The 22,324-nt window shown below is 58.2% G+C and carries 20 protein-coding genes; 14 read left to right on the top strand and 6 right to left on the bottom strand.

Annotated features, from left to right (window positions below; translation table 11 throughout):
- Positions 1–106: 106 nt before the first annotated feature.
- From OHL14_RS02440 to OHL14_RS02430, 3 genes are read left to right on the top strand one after another with little or no spacing between them, the layout of a single operon-like run.
- Complete coding sequence (locus OHL14_RS02440; protein ID WP_263377715.1) at positions 107–1,453, top strand: M20/M25/M40 family metallo-hydrolase; 1,347 nt, start codon at positions 107–109, stop codon at positions 1,451–1,453.
- Positions 1,454–1,503: 50 nt separating this feature from the next.
- Positions 1,504–2,760: a spinster family MFS transporter gene (locus tag OHL14_RS02435; RefSeq protein WP_263377714.1), complete on the top strand. Its 1,257-nt coding sequence runs from the start codon at positions 1,504–1,506 to the stop codon at positions 2,758–2,760.
- Positions 2,757–3,974 carry a glycosyltransferase gene (locus OHL14_RS02430; protein ID WP_263377713.1) on the top strand — a complete coding sequence of 406 codons (1,218 nt, stop codon included), beginning with the start codon at positions 2,757–2,759 and terminating at the stop codon, positions 3,972–3,974. Before OHL14_RS02435 ends, OHL14_RS02430 begins: the two co-directional genes overlap by 4 nt.
- Before the next feature lie 35 nt (positions 3,975–4,009).
- Here the strand turns inward: OHL14_RS02430 and OHL14_RS02425 are convergent, their stop codons facing one another.
- The 3 genes from OHL14_RS02425 to ispG all read right to left on the bottom strand — a co-directional run bounded on the left by OHL14_RS02425 (position 4,010) and on the right by ispG (position 7,561).
- Positions 4,010–5,575 (bottom strand): ArnT family glycosyltransferase, encoded by a 1,566-nt coding sequence (locus tag OHL14_RS02425; protein ID WP_263377712.1) that lies wholly within the window; start codon positions 5,573–5,575, stop codon positions 4,010–4,012.
- Between the two features lie 54 nt (positions 5,576–5,629).
- Positions 5,630–6,088, bottom strand: a complete 459-nt coding sequence (locus OHL14_RS02420; RefSeq protein WP_263377711.1) for a response regulator — start codon at positions 6,086–6,088, stop codon at positions 5,630–5,632.
- Between the two features lie 240 nt (positions 6,089–6,328).
- Positions 6,329–7,561 (bottom strand): flavodoxin-dependent (E)-4-hydroxy-3-methylbut-2-enyl-diphosphate synthase, encoded by a 1,233-nt coding sequence (gene ispG / locus OHL14_RS02415; RefSeq protein ID WP_263377710.1) that lies wholly within the window; start codon positions 7,559–7,561, stop codon positions 6,329–6,331.
- Between ispG and OHL14_RS02410 the strand changes: the two genes are divergently transcribed.
- Positions 7,551–8,438, top strand: a complete 888-nt coding sequence (locus OHL14_RS02410; protein ID WP_263377709.1) for a hypothetical protein — start codon at positions 7,551–7,553, stop codon at positions 8,436–8,438. The genes ispG and OHL14_RS02410 overlap by 11 nt on opposite strands.
- 4 nt (positions 8,439–8,442) lie before the next feature.
- On the opposite strand, the gene OHL14_RS02405 is transcribed toward OHL14_RS02410, so the two are convergent.
- Positions 8,443–8,622, bottom strand: coding sequence for a hypothetical protein (locus OHL14_RS02405; protein ID WP_263377708.1), 180 nt, complete (start codon positions 8,620–8,622; stop codon positions 8,443–8,445).
- Between the two features lie 133 nt (positions 8,623–8,755).
- On the opposite strand from OHL14_RS02405, the gene OHL14_RS02400 reads away from it, so the two are divergent.
- The gene (locus tag OHL14_RS02400) at positions 8,756–9,811 is read left to right on the top strand and encodes an NAD(P)-dependent alcohol dehydrogenase (protein ID WP_263377707.1); all 1,056 of its coding nucleotides are present in this window, start codon (positions 8,756–8,758) and stop codon (positions 9,809–9,811) included.
- A gap of 4 nt (positions 9,812–9,815) precedes the next feature.
- Positions 9,816–10,835, top strand: a complete 1,020-nt coding sequence (locus OHL14_RS02395) for an AraC family transcriptional regulator (RefSeq protein WP_263377706.1) — start codon at positions 9,816–9,818, stop codon at positions 10,833–10,835.
- Here OHL14_RS02395 and OHL14_RS02390 read toward each other — a convergent pair.
- The gene (locus OHL14_RS02390; protein WP_263377705.1) at positions 10,832–12,952 is read right to left on the bottom strand and encodes a beta-galactosidase; all 2,121 of its coding nucleotides are present in this window, start codon (positions 12,950–12,952) and stop codon (positions 10,832–10,834) included. The genes OHL14_RS02395 and OHL14_RS02390 overlap by 4 nt on opposite strands.
- 178 nt (positions 12,953–13,130) lie before the next feature.
- Complete coding sequence (gene poxB, locus OHL14_RS02385; RefSeq protein ID WP_263377704.1) at positions 13,131–14,867, bottom strand: ubiquinone-dependent pyruvate dehydrogenase; 1,737 nt, start codon at positions 14,865–14,867, stop codon at positions 13,131–13,133.
- Between the two features lie 197 nt (positions 14,868–15,064).
- On the opposite strand from poxB, the gene OHL14_RS02380 reads away from it, so the two are divergent.
- From OHL14_RS02380 to OHL14_RS20295, 8 genes are all read left to right on the top strand, one after another.
- Positions 15,065–15,472, top strand: coding sequence for a carboxymuconolactone decarboxylase family protein (locus OHL14_RS02380; RefSeq protein ID WP_263377703.1), 408 nt, complete (start codon positions 15,065–15,067; stop codon positions 15,470–15,472).
- Positions 15,473–15,917: 445 nt separating this feature from the next.
- A complete protein-coding gene (locus OHL14_RS02375) occupies positions 15,918–16,928 on the top strand; it encodes a tyrosine-type recombinase/integrase (RefSeq protein WP_263377702.1) in 1,011 nt (336 codons plus the stop codon).
- Positions 16,929–17,727: 799 nt separating this feature from the next.
- On the top strand, positions 17,728–18,687 hold the full coding sequence (locus OHL14_RS02370; RefSeq protein ID WP_263377701.1) for an RNA polymerase sigma factor: 960 nt from the start codon (positions 17,728–17,730) through the stop codon (positions 18,685–18,687).
- 864 nt (positions 18,688–19,551) lie between these two features.
- Complete coding sequence (locus OHL14_RS02365) at positions 19,552–19,824, top strand: hypothetical protein (protein WP_263377700.1); 273 nt, start codon at positions 19,552–19,554, stop codon at positions 19,822–19,824.
- 59 nt (positions 19,825–19,883) lie between these two features.
- Positions 19,884–20,324, top strand: coding sequence for a hypothetical protein (locus tag OHL14_RS02360; protein ID WP_263377699.1), 441 nt, complete (start codon positions 19,884–19,886; stop codon positions 20,322–20,324).
- Positions 20,325–20,386: 62 nt separating this feature from the next.
- Positions 20,387–20,749, top strand: coding sequence for a hypothetical protein (locus tag OHL14_RS02355; protein WP_263377698.1), 363 nt, complete (start codon positions 20,387–20,389; stop codon positions 20,747–20,749).
- Positions 20,750–20,849: 100 nt separating this feature from the next.
- Positions 20,850–21,497: a hypothetical protein gene (locus OHL14_RS02350; protein ID WP_263377697.1), complete on the top strand. Its 648-nt coding sequence runs from the start codon at positions 20,850–20,852 to the stop codon at positions 21,495–21,497.
- Positions 21,498–21,797: 300 nt separating this feature from the next.
- The gene (locus OHL14_RS20295; protein ID WP_449727808.1) at positions 21,798–22,214 is read left to right on the top strand and encodes a phage terminase small subunit; all 417 of its coding nucleotides are present in this window, start codon (positions 21,798–21,800) and stop codon (positions 22,212–22,214) included.
- Positions 22,215–22,324 lie beyond the last annotated feature (110 nt).

The raw sequence follows: 22,324 nt of genomic DNA, 5'->3' as shown, positions 1-22,324 counted from the left end.
GGTCTGCGGTTGCTTCCACGCTCATGACGATGAGGCTGTTCTGAATCGAGCGCTCGAGAGACGACGCTACGGGTTCGCAGGCGCTTCGTGCTACTCTTCCGGCATTATGGAAAATTTGCGAGTAGTTCTGCTGCTGGTGTTCGGCACAGTTGTCTCTGCGTCTCAACTGCAGGCTCAGGCTGCGCCCGATGCGACGGAAGCGGCGCTGGTCAAGGCCGTCGATAACGGCACGGCGGCGGATGTGGCGCTGCTGGAGCGGCTGGTGAACATCAACAGCGGAACCATGAACCTTCCGGGCGTGATCAAGGTGAAAGACATCCTCGAACCGCAGTTTGAGGAGCTCGGATTCAAGACGCGCTGGGTGCCGATGGACAACCTGACGGCGCGTGCGGGTGACCTGATCGCGGAGCATCCGTGCCCGCAGGGCAAGGGCAAGTGCGGGAAGCACATTCTGCTGATCGGGCACATGGATACGGTGTTTGAGCCGACCTCGGTGTTCCAGACCTACGAGATTGTGAAGGGCACGGATGGGCGGGTGGCGACTGGACCGGGCGTCGCGGATATGAAGGGCGGGCTGGTGATCATGCTGCGCTCGCTAAAGGCGATGAAGGCGGCTGGGGTGCTTGATCGGTGCGAGATCACGGTAGTGCTGAGCGGCGATGAAGAGCGCATGGGCAGCCCTGAGACACTGAGTCGACGCGACCTGATTGATGCCGGTAAGCGCAGTGATTTGGCGCTGGAGTTTGAGAACGCCTCGCGCGATGCGGGTGTCGATGGCCGAGATGCGGTGCGGATCGGGCGACGGAGTTCGACGACATGGACGATTGAGACGACGGGACGCAGCGGACACTCTTCGGGCATCTTCGGTGACACGCTGGGCGATGGCGCGATCTATGAGCTGGTGCGGATTCTGGACCAGTTTCGGACGGAGCTGCCGGAGCATGGGCTGACCTATAACGTGGGCATGGTTCTGGGTGGAGCGACGGCGAAGGAGAACGCGGAGAAGACCGGCGGCGAGGCTACGGGCAAGGCGAATGTGACGCCTCCTGTGGCGCTGGCCGTGGGTGATCTACGGACGCTCGATGAAGACCAGACGACTCGGGTGAAGAAGAAGATGGAGGCGATTGTGCGCGACCACCTGGCGAAGACGGGAGCGACGATCACGTTCAATGAGGGGTATCCGGCGATGGGTGTGACGGCGGGATCGCAGGCTCTGCTGGCGCAGCTGCAGGAGGTTAACAAGACGCTGGGGTATGCGCCTGAGGTGGTGACCGATCCGGTGCTGGGGGGAGCGGGCGATATCAGCTTTGTGGCGCCCTATGTTCCGGGGCTGGTGGGTGTGGGAGCGATGGGGGCAGGTGCTCATGCCGAGGGCGAGACCGTGTATCTGGACTCGTTGCCGCGGCAGGCAAAGCGGATGGCGATTTTGATGTACCGGGAAAGCAGGGAATAGGTCGTGGGGAGCAGCCGGTAGGAAGAAGGTGCAACTGGTATCCTCGACCCATGTCGACGATGTCTGCAACTGCGAGCAAACCTGACAGTGGTGTAGCGAAGGGCGCGTGGGTGGCGCTGGCGCTGCTGACGGCGATGAACTTTGTGAACTACCTGGACCGCTATATTCTGCCTGCGGTGCAGGAGCAGGTGAAGAGCGAGTTCCATCTGAGCGATGGGCAGATGGGATCGCTGACGTTCTACTTTTTCATTGCCTATGTGTGCGCTTCGCCGGTGACGGGCTGGCTGGGCGACAGGTTTCCGCGCAAGTACATGATCGTGGGTTGTGCGCTCATCATCGCGGCCATGAATTTCCTGACAGCGCACGTCACAGGCTTCTGGGAGCTGAATGTGCGGCATATGGCTCTGGGCGTGGGCGAGGCGGCCTTTGGAATTTTTGCTCCGGCGCTGATCGCGGACTTCTTTGCAGAAGACCGCCGTAACGGTGTGCTGACGATCTTCAATATTGCGATACCCGTTGGTTCAGCACTGGGATTTCTGGCGGGCGGAAATATTGCGCAGACTCATGGATGGCGCATGGCGTTCATTGCCAGCGCAATACCCGGTGCCATCATCGCCTTCCTGATCCTATTCTTTATGCGGGAGCCACGGCGCGTGGCGGCGACGGAGAAGCACACCGTCGACAAGCAAGGTGCGGCTTCGCTGGTGAAGAATCATGCGTATCTGTGTGCGATCCTCGGGTACGCGGCTGTGACGTTTGCTCTGGGAGGGATTTCCTTTTGGATACCGACGTTCCTGCAACGCTTCAACGGGCGCGATATTGGAGCCGCGGGCACGATCATGGGGACGCTGACCGTCGTTTGCGGTCTGGGCGGAACGGTGGTGGGCGGTGTGCTCGCGCAGTGGTGGTCCAAACGCACAGGTAAGGCGCTGTATTACGTGCCGGCGTTGAGCGCTGCGCTGGCGGTGCCTCCGGCGGTGCTGACGTTTTTTGGGCCAGCGTCGTGGACGCTGCCTGCGTTGGGTGTCGCGGTGTTCTTCATCTTTCTTGGCACCGGGCCTGTAAACGCGGCCACGCTGAATGCGGTGCCAGCGAATCTGCGTTCGGTCGCGATGGCTGGGCAGCTGTTTGCGCTGCATGTTTTCGGTGATATGCCGTCTTCATGGGTGATCGGCATTGTGAGCGATAAGACGAACCTGAGGCTAGGTCTTGGCGTCACTCTGGTCAGCATGGCTGTCGGGGCGGTGGTTTTCTTCATCGGAGCGAAGTACGCGCCGGAGCTACATCACGAGGTTGCCGCTGCGTGATCGCTGACGCACGTGAGTTGTGGCGAACGGGATTAGAAACGACGGCCTGGCTGATGGCCGGAGCGTGGTTGTGGAAGGCTGCGGACGTGGTCCGCAACATGCCGTCGATGGCGGACCTGTCGGGCTTCGAGTGGGATGTGCTGCCGGAGAAGCCGGCGACGCTGACAGTGGTGGTTCCGGCGAAGGACGAAGAGGCACATATTGCGGCGACGCTGGATGCGCTGATGCTGGCGGATTATCCAGGGCTGCGGGTGCTGGTGATCGATGACCGATCGAGCGATAAGACGGGGTTGATCGTTGATGCGTATGTTGCGGAGTATGCGGGGCGGAAGAGCGGGCCGCAGCTGGATGTGATCCATGTGACGGACCTACCGGAGGGGTGGCTGGGCAAGACGTTTGCGCTGCAGGTGGCGACGGAGAACACGGACTCAGAGTTCTTGCTGTTCACGGATGCCGATGTGTTGTTTTCGCCTTCGGTGCTGCGGCGGACGATGGCCTATGTAGAACAGGAGCGGGCGGATCATCTGGTGGTGCTGCCGACGATGGATGTGCGGTCTCGTGGCGAGGGCATTGTGCTGGGATTCTTCCAGGTGCTGGGGATGTGGGCGGCGCGACCGTGGCGCGTGAGTGATCCGAAGTCGCAGGATGCGATTGGGGTGGGCGCCTTCAACCTGGTGCGGCGAGCGGCGCTGGAGGAGATTGGCGGATGGACGCCGCAGAGGCTCGCGATCCTGGAAGACATCACGATCGGGCGGAGGATGAAGGCGGCCGGGCAGCGGCAGCGGTTGGCGTTCGCTCCGGGGTTGGTGCTGGTGCACTGGGCGAGCGGCGCGTTCGGGCTGGTGCAGGTGATGACGAAGAATTTGTTTTCAGCGTTCAACTTCCGGCTGCTGCTGATGGGCGGCACTATGGGTTGGATGCTGGTGTTCTTCTTTGGACCGCTGGTGTCGCTGTTCTGGTGGCCGACGCTGCTGCCTGGGTTGCTGGTGATGTGTAGCATCGGGGCGGTGTATCGGGTGATGGGGGAGACGAGCCTGATCGATGCGCGGTACGGGTGGCTGTATCCGCTGGGAGTGCTGACGTTTCTGTGGGCGATGCTGCGGTCCATGGTGACGGCGCTGTGGCAGGGTGGCGTGATCTGGCGCGGAACGCATTATGCGCTGCGGGACCTGCGGCGGCATAACAGCCAGTTCGCCTGGAGAAGCAGGGGGTAAGCGGGAGGCTGCTTCCCGGTCATGATCAGAGAGTTTTATTGGAGAGGAACCGCTGCCAAAGGGCTGTCTTTCCGAACGTAGATCCGGTAAGCAGGAACATTCGGGTTTGTGCCCGGATTTGAGGTTCGCTGGGCACCGAACTCGCGCTGCTTCGCAAGCGTGTACTTTGCATTCAACGCAGCAGCAAAGTCCGGCCAGGTGAGCAGGCGGTCAAAAGATCGCTGCGGTTGACCGAAGTAAAGATTACTGACGACGTACACGTCCGGTGGATGCAGCGCAGCCCATCTGGAATAGACTTCCCGCGCATGATCGACCTGCGGGGCGGGAATCGGCTGAAACAAGAGGAGGTCGCCCGTTGCCCCGGTGGACTGAACGATGTCGAGATGGAAGAGGGCGGTCAGGCAGCCGTCGATGATGTCGAAGCATTGAACGTTGTCCTGAAGCCGCGGCACTCCCAGTTGGGTGAGGTCGGATTCCAGCGATTCTGTGTAGGCATCCCGCACCGGGTATGAGCGCACCCGAGAGAGGTCAACGGGAAGGATGTACACCGCGCAGGCCAGAAGAGCAGCGATGGCCGCGATGCGAGTCGTTCCTCTCCTTGAAAGCGCTGCGTAGAGATGGATAGAAGCCCACAGGAGGAGAAATGCCAACAGCATGTAGCGATGCTGCTGAAATCCCTTGTGCTGAAAGAGGTAACTCAGTTCGCCGATCGCCGCTGAAAGGAGCAACGCGGTCATTTCCCAGGCAGGGAGTGTCGGGCGCACGAAGCAGGCAGCGATCAAACCGAAGGTGGCGAAGAGAGCAACGGAGAGTGGCAGATTATGAGCGAGTATTGTCCCCCAGGAGAGGGCTCCGAGGGCCTGGTAGTGAGGCAGGGTCTGGGTAAGCAGCAGGTAGAAGGGGTGTGCGGCGTGGTGCTGAAACAGGTACGCAAGCACGATGAGGGAAGCGGCAGCAAAGCCGCCGATCGCAGCGACGGCATAGGCTTTGAGCGCCACGCGATGTCGCATCAGCTCCAAAGCAGCGCAGGCGAAGAGCAACGGAGCAAAGGGAAGGAAGGTGGGCTTGATCGAGGCAGCCAGCGCGGACAGGAAGCCGAAGGCGGACATCCACCCGGCCCGTTTTGAGCGGACCGATTCAAAAAGCGCGGCACAGGCGAGAACAAGCAGGACAGCGATGACCTGATCGCGTTGTCCCGCGTCCGGTGGGCCGTCGGCGCCATGGGTCAACGCAAAGAGTACGGCTGCGGTGAGGCCCGCGAGCCAGTCATAGCTGCGAGCGATCCAGACCATCCCCACGCCGAGGAGGATGGACAGAGCGAAGTCATAGAGCCTCCAGCCGAGGTCGCTGTGGCCGAAGAGAGCCAGGGCCCACCTGTCGGCCAGATAGGCTCCTGGCATGTTCATGTCGCCGATTTCGCGATAGGGGGCGAAGCCATGATCGGTGAGAAAGGTGACGTAGTGCATCACCTGGGTATCGCCGGTGAGCGGCCAGTGCCATGTAAGACCAACATAGGCCGCGAAGGCCAGAGCAAGGATCAGAATAGCCACAGCGCGAACGCGCGCAAGAGCTGGGTCCTGTGGCGATAGTACGGGTTGCATGGGCTAGCGTAGCATGGCGGGCTCCAGCCGCCGGTGCGTCGACCCGCAGCTTAGCTAAGGTGCAAAGGGCGTGTTTGAGGTCGACAGGGCAAAGACCTTGGAGGGCGCGTGGGACGGAAACTTCGGATTGGATGTCTTGCGGGGGACGAGGCGCTCGATGAGCATGAGGAGCTCGCTGAGGCGGAAGGGTTTGACGAGCATGTTGTTGTGGCTCAACATGCTCTTGTTCCAGGTGAGAGAGCCCGCTGGGTAGCCAGTGGTGTAGATGACCTGGGCGTGTGGATGGGACTGGGTGAAGCGTTCGCCGAGCTCGATGCCGTTGAGGTCGCCGGGCATGAGGATGTCGGTGAGAAGGAGTTCGACCTCGGGGTGATCGGCGAGGAGACTGAGGGCGCTGCAGCCGTCTATCGCTATGAGCGTGGGGTAGCCCATGGTGCGGAGGTAGGTGGCGGTGAGGTCGAGGACGTCGATTTCATCGTCGACGACAAGGATGGTAGGAAGATTCGTCTGCATGGGTTAGCTGCTCCGTTGACCCGATAGGCAGAGTTTAGGGCAGGCTAGTTGATTTGAATCAACGAAATTGCTGAAGAGGGTGGGGGCGTTCCAGATTGGGAGACTGGCAGGGTATGCAGTCGCGAAACGGTTCTATTCCGACTACGGATAACAGAAAAAGCAGATAACAGAGGCGTGAGTCCAGGCTGTTCTCCCCGCTCATGACAATGGGGCTGTCATGAGTGGGGCAGCCAGATGTTCTTAGACGGCTACGGGCTGGTGGCCGTAGCGCTTCTCGACGTAGTCATTGAGGATGGTCTGGAACTCCTCGACGATGTGGTCGCCCTTGAGGGTCATGGCGAGCTTGCCGTCGATGTAGACGGGTGCTTTTGGTTCTTCGAAGGTGCCGGGGAGGGAGATGCCGATGTTGGCGTGCTTGGATTCGCCGGGGCCGTTGACGATGCAACCCATGACGGCGAGTTTGAGCTCTTCGACGCCGGGGTAGATCTTCTTCCACTCGGGCATGGATTCGACGAGGTAGTTCTGGATGCGCTCGGCGAGTTCCTGGAAGTAGGTGGAGGTGGTGCGACCGCAGCCGGGGCAGCTGGTGACTTGCGGCATGAAGCTGCGGATGGAGAGGGACTGCAAGATCTGCTGGCCGCAACGGACTTCTTCGGAGCGGTCGCCGCCGGGGGTGGGGGTGAGCGAGACGCGGATGGTATCGCCAATGCCTGCGAGGAGCAGGGGGGCGAGGCCAGCGGCGGAGGCGACGACGCCCTTCATGCCCATGCCAGCTTCGGTAAGGCCAAGGTGCAGGGCGTTGTCGCAGCGGGAGGCGAGCTCCTTGTAGACGTCGATGAGGTCGCGGACGCCGGAGACCTTGGCGGAGAGGATGATCTGGTCGCGGCGCAGGCCGTAGCGTTCGGCGGCGGCGGCGTTATCGAGCGCGGAGACGACCATCGCCTCCATCATGACGTCGCGGGCGTCGAGCGGTTGGGCGAGCTTCGAGTTGTCATCCATCATCTTGGTGAGGAGGGCCTGGTCGAGGGAGCCCCAGTTGACGCCGATGCGGACGGGCTTCTGGTGCTTGACGGCGACTTCGACCATGGTGCGGAAGTTGTCGTCGTCCTTGCGGCCGATGGAGCAGTTGCCGGGATTGATGCGGTACTTGGCGAGGGCAGCTGCGGTGTCGGGGTACTTGGCGAGGAGGATGTGGCCGTTGTAATGGAAGTCGCCGATGATGGGCGTATTCCAGCCCTTGGCCTGGATGCCTTCGATGATGTAGGGCACGGCCTTCGCGGCTTCGTCGTTGTTGACGGTGATGCGGACCATCTCCGAGCCAGCGCGCGCGAGGGCGGCGATCTGCTGGACGGTGGATTCGACGTCGGCGGTGTCGGTGTTAGTCATCGACTGGACGACGACGGGAGCGTCGGAGCCGACGCGGATGTTTCCAACTTGAACGGTGACGGCTTTTCTACGATAAATGGCTGGCATAGGCGCAACATTAGTTTATCATTCTGAGCAATCCAGAAGCGGTTGTATCCGGGCCCCGAAGGCGGAGGCGAGTATGGAACATACGCATGTGGTGTGGTACAAGGATGGCGCTACGGTGGTGGCGTCTGCAGCGCTGGTGGTGTCGCTTTTGAGCTGGCTGATCTCCCTGGTTCATACGCGATCCCTGGAACTTTCAACCGCGCATGAAGATCTGATTGTGGTGATTCGGCGCATTCTTGCGACGGGGCGGGAAAATATAGAGCGGGCAGAAAAGTATTCAGGCAATAAGCCGGTTATGAGCCTCATCGATGGTATGGCACGTCAGGAGATGGGCGTGCTGGCCGCGCAGAGCGCTAAATCTGCACGCATGCTGGGGCCAAAGCGAGTGGTCTCCGCCGAATACATGACGATCGCGCGCGCCCAGGAAGAGGCCGGGGACTTCGAGTCGCAAGGCTACTTTGTGCAGAAAGCGGTTGAGACGGCGAAGACGAATAATGACAAGAGAAATGCGCTCTTCGATTCCGCCAACTACTTTTTCAAACACCGCGGTTTTGAAGAAGGTCGGCGAGAGTTTCGGCAGTTTTTAGAGGTGTTGCGAGACAGTGACACCCTGACGCAAGATGAAATCGCCGATGCCGCTGTAGGTCTGCATCTCGCTTGGGCTGGAGTCGAGTTGCAGAGGGCAGGGGACTTAATGGCAGCCAATGCACAACTTCAGGCTGCTGCCGATGTGATTCAGAGTCTGCCTACAGGGCCATTTCGGCAAGCGCTGCAGAAGAGCCTTGATGATTTCGTACAGGGAGGTAACCCTCCAACTGGGGCGCCAGCCGTGCCGCCCCCGGCTGGAGCGGCATCGACACCTGCGAGTGTTGTGTAGATAGCTACACGTTGGCGGCGTCCTCCTCGAGGAGGGCGCGAGCTTCGGCAAGGGAGAGCAGACCGCCGTCAACCTCGAACTCATACTCGCCTGCGTTGGCGGGGGTGGGAATGATGTGGCCTACGGCGTGGCCGCGTTCGATGAGGGTCTTGCGGATGAGTTCTACGTCGATTTCATGCTTCATGGTGGTTAGAACCTCTGTGTATCAGGATGCGGAGGTATGGTTGAGGGGTTATCCCAGAGGCTGGCGGGTTTTGCATAGAGAATTGGCGGGTTCTGCATAATGCTGTAACGTGCGGAGGGCTAGAGTTGTCTTTATGACGAACGCAAAAGCTTACGCAGCTACAAGTCCTGAGTCGCCGCTTGGAGAGATCACGATCGCGCGGCGCGATCTAACCGAGGATGACGTGCAGATGGAGATCCTGTTCTGCGGGATCTGTCACAGCGATCTGCACCAGGTACGGAACGAGTGGAAGGAAGTGATGGCGACGGTATATCCGTGCGTGCCGGGTCACGAGATTGTCGGTCGCGTGACGGCAGTCGGACCAAAGGTGACCAAGTTCAAGGTGGGCGATATCGGTGCGGTTGGCTGCATGGTTGACTCCGATGGCACCTGCCAGAACTGCAAGGATGGCGAAGAGCAGTTCTGCCCCAGCTGTGTGTTTACGTATAACTTTCCGGACAAGCACACGGGCAAGGTGACGTATGGCGGCTATTCGGACAGCATCGTGGTGAAGGACCGGTTCGTGCTGAAGGTGCCGGCGGGTCTGGACCTGGCTGGCGTGGCTCCGCTGCTGTGCGCGGGCATCACTACGTACTCGCCGCTGCACCACTGGAAGGTGGGCCCCGGGAAGAAGGTAGGCGTGGTCGGACTGGGCGGACTCGGACACATGGGCGTGAAGTTTGCTCATGCCCTTGGAGCGCATGTGGTGCTGTTCACGACGTCGCCGAATAAGAAGGACGATGCTCTGCGACTGGGTGCGGATGAGGTGGTGGTGTCGAAGAACCCTGAGGAGATGGCGAAGCATGCTGGCAGCTTCGACTTCATTCTGGATTGCGTTTCTGCGGACCATGACATCAACGCGCTGCTGAACCTGCTGAAAAAGGATGGCAATTTGACGCTCGTGGGAGCTCCGGAGAAGCCGATGGCGGTGGCTGCGTTCGCGCTGCTGTTCGGTCGTCGCAGCCTCTCGGGTTCGCCGATCGGCGGCACGGTGGAGACGCAGGAGATGCTGGACTTCTGCGCGAAGCACAACATCACGGCCGATGTTGAGGTGATTCCGATCCAGAAGGTGAACGAGGCGTATGACCGGTTGCTGAAGCAGGACGTGAAGTACCGCTTCGTGATCGATATGGCGTCGTTGAAGGGATAAGAGGATGAGTAAACACTTCAGGGTTTCCAGCCGCCTGCCTGCAAAGATGCAGGAGTTGGGAATCCCTGTGGATGCAGTGTTGCAGAGGGCGGGGCTGGCGGCGGAGACGTTCGCGCAGCCCCGTGTGCTGCTGACGACGGAAGAGTTTTTTGCGCTTTGGAGCGCCATCGGAGCGTTGAGTCCTGATCCGGGATCTGCGCTGGCCCTGGGTACGGAGACACAATCGAAATACTTCGACCCGATTGCTCTTACGGCGCTGGCGTCGGAGAACTTTGCTGAAGGGATGCGCAAGATGGCGTTGTACAAGACGTTGTCGTGCCCGGAAGAGATCAAGCTGGAGAACGCGCCCGGCGAGATGAGCATCGAGTTCAAATGGCTGCTGGCGCAGGGGGGTGAGCCGGAGGCGCTGCGTGACCTGTGCTTTGCGTGGGTGTTGACCATTGCGCGGCATGGCACGGGAGAGAATGTGCTGCCGATACGGTTGGAGCTGCAAAGGCCACGGGTGAAGATCGTCCACCTGGAGCAACACTTTGGGTGTCCGATACGGTTTGAGGCGAAGCGCAATGCGATCGTATTCAGTGCGAGTGATGCGGAGCTTCCGTTTGTGACTCGGAACGAGGAACTGCTGGGGATGCTGGCGCCGCAGCTGGATGCGGAGCTGATGCTGCATCGCGGGGCCGAGACGTTTCCTGAGCGGGTGCGGACGAAGGTACAGCAGAAGCTGACGGGCCGCAGGCCGAAGATGGAAGAGATTGCTCGCGAGATGAAGATGAGCTCGCGGACGCTGCAGCGGCGGTTGCAGGATGCGGGGTACAGCTTTCAGCAGGTGCTGGAAGAGGCGCGGCATCAGCTGGCGCGGCATTATCTTACGAACAAAGAGTTGGAGTTAAACGAGACGGCGTACCTGCTGGGGTATGAGGATGCGAACTCGTTCGTGCGGGCGTTCCGTGGGTGGGAGGGAGCTCCGCCAGGGCATTGGCGCGAGGCACAGCGGGCGTTGGGTATGTGTGGAGCGTCGGTCTAGGTCTGCGCCGCTTGGAGAATCGCTACTCCGTAGCGCGGCAGAGTGAAGCTGTCTGTTGCGGAGGCGTTGGTGAGTAGGTCGCGATAGCTACCCTGTAGATTGAGGGTCGCGGGTTGAGGGGTGTGGTTGAGGGCTATGAGCCAGCGCTTGTTGCCCGCGGCGCGGGTGGAGAGTTCGATGCCGGTGGGCGCTTGTGCGGCGGGTTTGATACCGGCGTTCGTGGCGATGGCGGAGAGCAGCTGGGCGTTATCGGCAGCGCCGAGACGGGAACCGATGTAGTAAGCGGCGCCTTTGCCGAAGCGATTGCGGGTGATGGCGGGTTGGGTTGCGGCGTCGCCCATGGTGTAGGTGGCGAGGACCTCGGCTTTGGTGGGGGTGAGGGTCTCGTACCAGAGCTCGCAGGCGGCGGATTTTGTGGGGAGCAGCGTGTCGGAGTGGATGGCCTGCTTGCTTGCGTACATGGGAGCGTAGTCGGCGACGGTAATGCCTGCGATCTCCGCGAGCAAACCGGGGCGTGGCATGTCGACGACCTGGTTGGTGTCGGTCTTGACGCCGGAGCGGCAGCCGATGACGAGGGTTCCGCCTTGCTCGACGTAGCGTTTTGCGCCCTCGGCCTGCGCCTTCGAGAGGACGTAGTGCAACGGCATGACGATGAGCTTGTAGCGCGAGAGGTCGTCGGTGAGGTCGATGCAATCGAGGCTGTGGTGTGCGGACCATAGCGCGGCGTACCAGGAACTGACCTCGGAGAGGTACTTGAGGTTGGGCTGGCCGGGCTGGAGGGTGGTGGCCCAATCGCAGGTGGGGTCGAAGGCGATGGCGACTTCGGCGGCGACGGGTGCGGTGAGCAGCTGCGGGTCGAGGTGCTTGAGCTCGCGGATGGTCTGGGTGATCTCGCCAAAGGCTGGGCTCTTGCTGCGGTCGTGGTTGAGGAGGCCGTGCCAATACTCTTCTGCGCCGAAGCGGGCGGTGTCCCAGCGGAAATAGTTGATGCCCATGGCACCGTGCGCGATGGCCTGATAGGTCCAGAGGCGGACTTGGCCTTTCTGCGGCTGAGCGGAGAAAGTGGGCTGGCCCGATTTGCCAGACTGCTCTTCCATGATGAGGAAGGGCGCGCCTTTCTTTGCCCAGCGCATGGCGTCGAGGCAGAAGGAGGTGAAGGGCGCGGCGGCGTCATCGGGAACGCCCATGATCATGGCGCTGAAGGCTGGGTAGCTGTCGGCGGAGGCGAAGTCGAGATCGCGATAGAGATGGCGGAGATTGAGGGAGTCCGCGAGGCCGGCGACGTTATTCGTGGTGATGAAGTGCTTCGGGCAGTTAGAGCGAAGGATGGCGAGCTGTTCAGATTGGAAGCTGGCGTAGGAGTCGGACTGAAAGCGATCGTAGTCGAGTGCGAAGCCGGGGTTGGGTGGAGCGGGTGAGGGGAGCGGTGTGGGGATCTGGGCGAAGTCGGTGTAGGTCTGGCTCCAGAAGCTGGTGCCCCAGGCAGCGTTGACGGCGTCGAGGGTGCCGTACTTCGCTTTGACCCATTGCTGGAAACCAGCGCGGCAGGAGTGACAGTAGCAGCGCGGATAGGAGGCGAGGGTGAACTCGTTGTCGATCTGCCAGCCGATGACGCCGGGCTCGTTGGCGAAGGTCTTCGCCATCTGGGTCGTGATGGCGTTGGAGAAGCGGCGGTAGGTGGTGTTGGTGGGGCAGGTGTAGCGTCGCGAATCGGGCGACATGGTAAGTCCCTGATCGTTGACGAGGAGGACTTCGGGGTACTTGAACGAGAGCCACTGCGGCGGCGCAGCGGAGGGTGTGCCGAGGATGCAGTCGATGCCGTGGGCGTGCAGGAGGCGGACGGATCGTTGAAGCCACTCGAAGCTGAAGTGAGTTTCGGAGGGCTCCATGAGGGCCCAGGCGAACTCGGCGAGGCGCACGTTGTTGATGCCGGCTTCGGCCATCATGGTGGCGTCTTCAGCCCAGAGGGATTCGGGCGTCTGGTCGGGGTAGTAATCGACGCCGAGGAGGATGCGGTTGCCCGCGGTGTTGAGGGAAGGCGACTGCGACCAGAGGCGGCGCTGTGCGAGTGCGGCCGCGAAGGCTGCGGAGGAGAGACAGAAGGAGCGACGGTTCATGTGGGCTCGCTTGAAGATCGAGAGAGATGCCGGGACGTAACCGTGTACATAGTAACTGCAATGTAGTTGTTGTGGCGATGTGCTCTTGGCTATGCGAACAAAAAGGAATAGCTCAAGGCCACGTTGAGCGTGACCTTGAGCTATCGGCAATCTTCTTTCATTTATGGGATCTGTTGCGTTATCGCCAGAGGTTTGTCTTTGCCATATCGAGGACTTCATGGCCATCACCGTGCAGCATGGCTTTGAGCATGTAGAGGTTGAAGCCAGCTGCCTGCGCGAGGGTGATCGTGGGCGGAAGTGAGAGCTCCTGGCGGGCAACGGTGACGTCGATGACAGCGGGGCCGGGGTGTGCGAATGCCTCGCGGAGAGCGGGTTCGACCTGCTCCGGAGTTTCGACGCGCCAGCTCTTGATGCCTGCGCCGCTGGCGATGTCGGCGAAGTTCTGTGGCTTGAACTCGGTGGCATAGGTTTCGATGCCAGCGGCCTTCATCTCCTGTTCGACGAAGCCGAGAGCTCCGTTGTTGAAGACGACGACCTTTACGTGGAGATCAAGCTGGCGAAGCGTGAGCAGGTCGCCGAGGAGCATGGAGATGCCGCCATCGCCGGAGAGGGTGATGACCTGGCGCGCTGTTTCGAGTGACTGCACACCGATGGCCTGAGGCATCGCGTTGGCCATGGTGCCATGGTTAAAGCTGCCTATGAGACGGCGCTTACCGTTCATCCTGAGATAGCGCGCAGACCACGTGGTGGGGGTGCCGACGTCGCAGAGGAAGACGGCGTCTTCCTCTGCGAGATCGCTGATGCACTTGGTGAGGAACTGCGGGTGGATGGGGGACTTGCCCGGCTCATCGACGGCGCGGTCATCCAGCTCTTTGCGGATCTTTTGGAAGTGTTTGACCGAGTCTTTGAGGTGACTGCTCTTGTGTGGAGAAAGCAGGGGCGTGAGCGCTCTGAGCGTATGCTTCACATCGCCGATGAGACCGACGTCGATTCTTGTGCGACGGCCGAGTTGCTCGCCGCGGATGTCGATCTGTATGACATTGATGCCTTCGGGGTAGAACTGCGAGTAGGGGAAGTCAGTGCCGAGCATGAGGAGGGTGTCGCAGTCATGCATGGCGCGATAGGCCGAGGGCATGCCGATGAGGCCGTTGAGGCCGACGAAGTAAGGATTGTCGTACTCGAGGTACTCTTTGCCGCGCAGTGCGGTGATGATGGGAGCCTGCAGCACTTCGGCTACGGCGAGAACTTCTTCGCGGGCTTCGGCGCAACCGGCACCGGCGAGGATGGTGATCTTCTTCGTTGTGTTGAGGAGCGTCGCTGCTTTGGCGAGGGAGGATGCGGAAGGAAGGATGGAGTCGGCGGGGGCGTCGATGCCCAGGTCTATGGCCGGTGCCGAGGCCAGCGCGGTGAGAATGTTGCCGGGGATGACGATGACGGCAACACAACGTTTCGCGATGGCTGTTCGCATAGCTATTGCTAGGACGCGCGGGATTTGTTCTGGGGTGGAGATGACTTCGCAGAAGTCGGAGCAGGTTAGAAATATCTGTTCGGGGCGCGTCTCTTGGAAGTAGTTCGTGCCAAGCTCGGCGCTGGGGATTTGTGCGGCGATAGCGAGCACGGGCACGCGGCTGCGATGACAGTCGTGGAGGCCATTGATGAGGTGAAGATTACCGGGGCCGCAGCTGCCCGCGCAGACAGTGAGCTTGCCACTGATCTGGGCTTCGCCACCGGCGGCGAAAGCGGCGACCTCTTCGTGCCGCACCATCTGCCAGTCGATGCCTTCGTGCGAGCGGATGGCGTCGGTGAGACCGTTGAGCGAGTCGCCAGCCACTCCGTAGACGCGACGGACGCCAGCTTTAAGCAGGGTTTCTACGAAGACGTCGGCGACTTTGGTCAGAGGTGTTTTCTTGAACATTTTCGATTGCTTCCTTTTCGGTTGCGAGCGTGGGCTCGAGCAACGGAGGTCCTGACTGGTTGGATGCAAGGTTTCGTGACGTAGCCTGGCAGGCCTGGCCACAATGAATGGTCGGCTATACGAGTTTTGTGTTGAATCGCGGCATACTCTTTGGAGGGTGGAGTGGCCCAAGGTCGCTTCCCATGGAGGCAATGACGATGGCTACGGTAAAGCTCTGGAGCGATGCCGAGATCGCGAAGGTTCCTCGACTCGCGGCGGTGTTCGACGATATTCGCGCTACGCGCAAATCAGATTTCATCAACAACTTCTGGCGCGCGCTGGCGAATCAACCTGAGCTGCTGGAGCGGACCTGGGCAGGCGTGAAGCAGGTGATGATTGCGCCGGGGACGCTTGACCCGCTGACCAAGGAGTTGTTGTACATCGCCGTTTCGACAATCAATAGCTGCAGTTACTGCATTCATTCGCATACGTCGGCGGCTCGAGCGAAGGGACTTACAGAAGAGCAGCACGCAGAGTTTCTGGCGGTGATCAGCATGGCTGCCCACACGAACTCGATTGCGAATGCGTTGCAGATTCCGGTAGACCCGGAGTTTCTGGTGAGCTGAAGCTGAGAGGAATGGTGGCCCGGGCAGGAGTCCAACCTGCGACCTTCGCGTTAGGAGTGCGAAAAGGACCTCTGCACTATATCGCAGCAATTTGCAGACGTGCCGCATAAGTGAAGAAATGAAAGGAATTACCGTGTTTTTCGGTTGCAGAGGGTCGCATCATGGCGCTAGCCAATACAAAGAAAAAGTATCCCCAAAGTATCCCCAGAATCGGTAGCATGGTTGTGAGGTCTAGCGAAAACATATGAGCAAGGGGTTTCAGCCCAAGCAGGTAGCCGGAGTGTATTGGCGTGAAGACCGTGACAGTTGGGCTGCACGCTACCGAGTAAACGGGCGACTTGTGCGAAAGACGTTCGGGCCTCTCCCTGAAGACAGGAAACAGGCCATTGCCTGGTTGGAGGATGCACGGTCACTCAAGCGCAGAGAAGGCGCTGACTCGCTGCCAATGAAGGCAACAGAGCCGATACTGACGATGGCTGAGAAGAAGGTCTTACAAGATCAGAAGGCAAGCACGCTGAAGCTTGCTGAACTCTGTGATGATTTGAAGAAGTACATCGTCCGGCATAAAACGCAGTTCAAGGATCAGCTGAATCCTCCACGACGCATAGATCGCATTAAGGCGGACCTCGGTGAAATATCCGCAGCCAGCCTCAAGTCTAAGGATGTAGAGTCATGGCTCGACGGCTTGATGAATGGTCACGTTCAGCGCGGTGCTGGCCGGCCTCTCGCGGACGCGAGTGTGAACCGCTACCGTGTCACCTTGAGTTCGATTTACAAGCGTGGAATCAAGAACGAGAAGGTAACCGACAATCCTGTACGCGGTACCTCGCAACGCAAGCTCAAGAACGGCGTCATCCGTTGGCTGCGTCCCGAGGAAGAGAAGGCAATACGTGCCGCTATCCAATCCCGGATTGATATCGCCTCAGAAAGCGGGCGCGCAGACTATGCAAACCGTCAGCGCCATCACCTCTGCGAGTTCGTTGTGTCACTGCAAACAGGTATGCGCGCAGGTGAGCAGTACGGTCTGACTTGGAGTGAGGTCGACCTACGTGCTAAGCAAATCCACGTTCGGGAATCGAAGAACGGCACCGAACGTTATATCCCCATGCTGCCAGAGGTGGTGGCTGCCTTCAAGACACTCAAGGCTATGGGGCTAGAGCGTAAGGACAGGGCCGAGGGGCAGCCAAACGGGTCTCCAGACGATAGCTGCTTCGCGCTATCCGGCTATAAGAAGTGGTGGGCTGCTGTATTGCGTGAGGCAAAGATAAAAAAGTACCGCTGGCACGACAACCGGCATAGCTTCTGCTCCCGTCTCGTCCAGGCGGGGAAGAGCCTGAAGGTGGTGCAGGAATTGGCTGGCCATCGAGATGTCAAAATGACTGCCCGCTATGCTCATCTTGATCAGAGGTCAAAGCGTGAAGCTTTGGAAGACGCCTTCGCCTCTGCCGCCGTCTAGCGTGTCTTGACACTTTGGAGGTCCCTTACAAAACGAGGCAGTAAAGAGGAGGGTAAAAGTTAGGAGAAAGTGCCTAATAAGACGATTTTTCTGTGGAAACTCAGAGGATAAGATTCGTATTATCAACGGCTTATCGCTTGACTTAGCTTTGTCTCTATGCGATTCTAGGTATATCAATCCGACGCTGTGCAACGCACAGTACCACCTAGTCTCTAACCCAGCACGATCTCAATACCGTAGGACGGCAGTACGCAAGCGAAGCATCTAGGCATTTGGATCACGCATCAGGAGCGACCCAGTGACCGACCTGTAACAGCTTGCAAGTCGATACCAAGACTATAACTTGGTCGCGCTTTGCCGGCGCAGTTAAATCAGGTAGCCAGCCATGTCTTGGCGGCGAAACGACGGGAACCACGTCGGAAAAAACGGAAATCCCTAGAACCCTGCAGTACCGGTCCTGAGGCGGGTTTGCGTCGCGCATTCTCGTTTACGGTCCGTCAACCGTCACCGATGTTAACCGCATTTGCACCTATAGGAAACCTATGCCCATTAGCAATAACGGGGAGCCTGCCTCCCCGTCTGTAAATACTCCTGTCCCACATCTCCAGAAACTTCTTTATGACCGACGCTCGGCAGCGTATGTGCTTAGCATCTCTGTGCGAAGCCTGGATTATCTGATCGCTCAAAAGCGATTGGCCACCATTAAACTCGGCAAGAAAATTATGGTCGGGCATGGAGCTTTGACCGAATTCTGCCGTGCGAGCCATGCCGTCCTCACGGGCAATGAGGCTCCTGCTCAGTGAGGTTTGAGGAGTTCATACACCTCTACCCTAGCCGTGAAGCCGTAGCAGTCGAAGCGAATACTGAGCACGCCAGAGCGCTCTTCGAGCAAAGGCGTCTGAATGATTCCTTTGACCATGCCCAGAGGTCCAAGCTGAACCCGGTTTGGATCAACGAACCGGATGTGGTCCGACACAACATCATGACCAAGGGAGAGCATTCAACGCACATCCCTGGACCACGGGAGAGCCTGCTCGAATGCAGGGCTGCTACTAGTGCTGCCCTCGATGACTTCCTCAATGACGTGGGACTGCTAAGGCAGACACCTGTTCCGGAGCTCACAGAGCGGTCACTAATCAGAAATCCTCAGCGGGACGAGGGTGAGGATGATCCTGTCTCTCTGCCTCAGTCTTCCCTTCGACCCACCGAAGCTAACATCATGGATGCGTTCTCGAACTATCTGTCCGGGCATCCCCACGCTGAAGCGAAACTCTGGCGCCTTGTCTTGTTTCTCAATCTCGCAACGGCTCGCGCGAAGATGACAGGAGCAGGGGATCGGAGTATTAGCCCTGAAGACACTGCACAGGTGGCGACAATCATTGCTTGGCAGTCTCTGCCCTCATTTAGGGGAGACTCTTCGCAATTCTATGCGTGGGCGAAGAAGATCGGATCACGGACTGCGGCAAAAGGGCTTACGGCAAACCTTGAACACAACAAGACCCATCTCCCTCTTCAGGTTGAAGGTGTTGATGGCGTCTTAGACGATAATCCTCTGCTCTATAAGAAACTTGAGGATCGAACGTTCGCACGAGAGTTACCTGAGTCCATCACTGGTAATGATCGCTTCATCTGCCTCTATATTCGAGAAGGACTCACATATAAAGGCATGGGGAACGTTCTGGGACTGTCCGAGTCGGCCGTAAAGCAGAGGGTCGCTGCGATGCGTGAAATCTACGGCAAGAAACGCAACAAAGAGTAAAACTGCATAGTGTGCAAAGCGCACCATACTGCACACAGTGACAGATCGAGTTCAGAGCGAGAATAGGTCAAAGTATTTTCGCTCTGAACAGACTTTTCCCTCAGAAAAAGTACACTCTGATAATAGAGAGCAAATACACTTGCTCTTCTCTCCCGAACAGAACACCGTTCGAGGACTCTTTAGAGACAGACCACCAGATGGCAGAACCCTGAGCGATAGCGAGGAGCCGGTGGCAACCTGAAACTCTCCTGAGTTCATAATCCCTGCGGCGTTGTATGTGTTCAATCCAGGTCCTGCTAGTTGCATCGGCAGATGAGACTGTGTAGGCAGTCTGTATCCGAATCGAGTAATCGACGGCGCCTCCCGCATACATTGGTCAGATGTGTCACACGGGCGATATGAGGACGGATGACCGCGAGTAGAGCGCGGTGGCCGGGTACAAGTTACCGACTTGTGTAGAGAAAGTGTGCAGCCATGACTGTTCAAGAATTTTCTGGTGATCTTGAGCAAATACCCTAGCCAGAGGTGTATTCATTTTTGATAACAGTGATCTTTACTCTGTGTCTAAACAACACTGAGTTCATCTTTGTTAACAGTTCTGAACTTATGCGTGTATGCGCGCGCGAGTGATTCAGAGTGGTTTAGTCAGCCTAAGAGGCAGAAAGTTTCTCCTGTGTTTAGTCCATGAGAGGCAGAAGTTTTTGGGGCTGTACGCCCCTCCCCCATGCCGCTGACCCCCCTCCCCAAGACTCCGTTTGCACAGTATGCAGATCTTGCAACCTGGTCGCCAAGCTTCTGAACCGTTTGCAGTCCGAACGCTTGCGCCATTCGTCGCAAAACCCAAAGAAGCTCCCGAGGTACCAAATGAGACAAGAGTTCGCAAATCGAATCACCGACCGAACAATCAAGTCACCGACCCCAGCCGAATATACCGAGGCAGCACGCCGTGGTAAGGCTCTGTCTAGTCAACTGCTGACGGAGATCCGATCGGATGCACGCGCTGCAAAGCGTTCGAAAGTGGTGGTGGCTGCAGCTCCGGTTTCGGCAAACCCAGCCCTGATCGCGAAGCTCAGAGCAAAGATCGAAAGCCTCAGCCAGGAGAATACGAAACTTAAGGTCAAGATCATAACCGGCTAGTTGATCCCTCATCCAATCTCCGCATTCAAATCCCTTCCAATACAAGGAACTTTGCTCAAATGGCATACATCATCACGACCGCGAAGCTAAACCCACTCACTTACAGGTGCTTCTTCACAAGCACGGCCGGCTTGTTCTTGGGGCAGACTTCCCACCACGGTGAAGAAGAGCACTCGACTCTCCTCCGGGGCTATCTCAAGGCTGCCCTAGACGGCTTCAGCAAAATCGAGAACACGTTAGGAAAGGGAACTCGTGTTGAACTCTTGGTGCCAGATGAACAGTCAGCGGCACGGATGCGAGATGCGGAGCTCAAGATGTTCTCGCGAATCTTGAAGTTCGACAATGCAGATCTATGGGAAGAGTTCGTAAAACGAAAGCAGGACTTTACCGTGAGTATTCTGAGTTCTCCGGACGAGGGCGAAGAGCTTCTCAACGTTTGGGCTTTCCAGCGACCAGAGCCCGGAGCCGCTAAGCTTCTGTCTATGCCCTCTTGCAAGTAAATTAAATCGTCGCCAAACGCACCTTTCGCAACAATTGCCTAAAGCCATTTTCAGGAGCAAGCATGAACCTAGTAACTAAGATTGATTTTCTTCCTTCCCACGGACAGTCCTATTATTCTGCCGAGTGCAGTGGATACGGAGCAACATACAAAGTCTCCGGAATGGAGCGGAAGAGTTCACCTCTCAGAGCAACTCTAGCAGCCGTTACGGAAGGGCTTGAGGAGATTCTGACTAAACAAGGCAAAGGACACAAGGTGTTCGTTGCTATCGAAAATCAGCGCATCGCAGAGGCGTTGAATGAGAAGAGATCCTTGAGCCAACTCACTGTCTTCGACGCCGATACTGAATTGTGGACTCGATACATCGAAGTTCGCTCTAAGTTTGCTTTGACATTCGCGATGCAGGGCGGACGGACAATTTCTTGATTCTTCAGATCAAAGCATCACTTGAACATGTTCTTTGCAGCCGCACCCAACGATGTGCAGCCGAAGTGACACACCTGAACCTCACACATAAGGTACAAACTTGATTGGCAAAAACGTAAGAATTTGCGATGGCAAACCTCAGCTAGACCTGCCTCGCGTCACGGTGACTTCAACCGATGAACTGTCCATCCATTCAATCGCGAGCGCCACGGCTCAACTCGCCCACAGGTCTTCACAGCCACACGACATAGGGAAAAGCAACGCCCTCATCGCGGCTGTCGTACGAGCCCTGTCAGGAGTTAGTCCAAGTCGAGCGACCCAACTCGTTAGACCATACAGGGCAGCAAAGAAGCTGCGCAATCCTAATGCAGACCTAACAGATGTAAAGCCGCCCATTGAGATCCGAACGGATAGCAGAGAATTGATTGAGGCAGGAGAGTTCCTGCGTGCAGAGCCCCAGTCGTTCAACGATGAGACTCAGGCTCTGCGTAAGCAGCTGCTGCGCTTCGATGTTAGTTGGGTACTCCTACCTCTGGATGGTGCCGAAATAGAAGCTCTCAAGCGTTGGGGTGAACTCGCTCGTCTGCCGTTCTGCGCGACAGACTCAGGATCATCAACACAGAGCAATGGTGGTGTGATCTCTCGCTATCCATCATCCGAAGACACCGCGCCCCGATATGACCATGAGAGCAGCGACTTGCAGTACAACTTCATTTCAGAAGGCGAACCGCTTCCTGTAGCTGCGTAGACTCCATATGTGTCTAACGTGGGTTTGACGCTGAACTCCCTACAGTGAGGAATTCTAGTGGTGTATTAGGTCCCGGTGGGGTATCGAGATGGACAGGGCGGTAGGGGTGACCGATTTCCGGGAGCTTCACGACCCTGGCGACCGACTGACCAACCAAATTAATTTTTGCAACTCATCAGGAAAATTTTACCCGACACCGATTACCTCGGTGTTGAGGACTTGCGCGAATGTATTGACTTGTTCCCTTGGGCTTCTCTGATGGTTAGACGCGATTAGACAAGATTAGGACGTGAAATTTATATGCCAACACCAAGAAAAAGCATCGCAGAACTCGCTGTTAGCGGAACCTTAGGTAAGAATATCGGCCGCTACCAGGCCCGAATAGCGGCCCAAACCACGGTCATAGCACCCATCGGGAGGGCTCCTGCAGATCTGTCAGCCACAGAGCGAGCCATCTGGACTGAGGTCGTCAAGTCCGGACCACCCATGCTGTTCACAAAGAGCGACCGGTTGGGACTTGAGATTCTCTGCAGGCTGGTGGCTCGAATGAGAACCGCTCCGTTCAAGGCTTCTGAACTGAACTCACTTATGGTCATCCTGGGCAAGTATGGAATGACACCAGGCGACCGTTACCGCATGAACGTGGAACCGATTGCCGACGCGCGTGCGCACATTGCAGAAGACGCACAGTGGTCAGCTCTCGATGAACTCGAATAATCGCATTCAACTCCTACGAATGAAATTGGCTTCGGATGTTGCCATGAAACAGTGTCGCAAACGGAAGCTTCTTAGGGAGTTTTAGGCACGATAGTTGGCCAACCAGCTGG

Origin of the sequence: Granulicella paludicola (genome assembly GCF_025685545.1) — a bacterium.
GTDB classification, from domain to species: Bacteria; Acidobacteriota; Terriglobia; order Terriglobales; family Acidobacteriaceae; genus Granulicella; species Granulicella paludicola.
The sequence above is the reverse complement of the archived record's forward strand: the minus strand, read 5'-3'. Positions and strand labels throughout refer to the sequence as shown.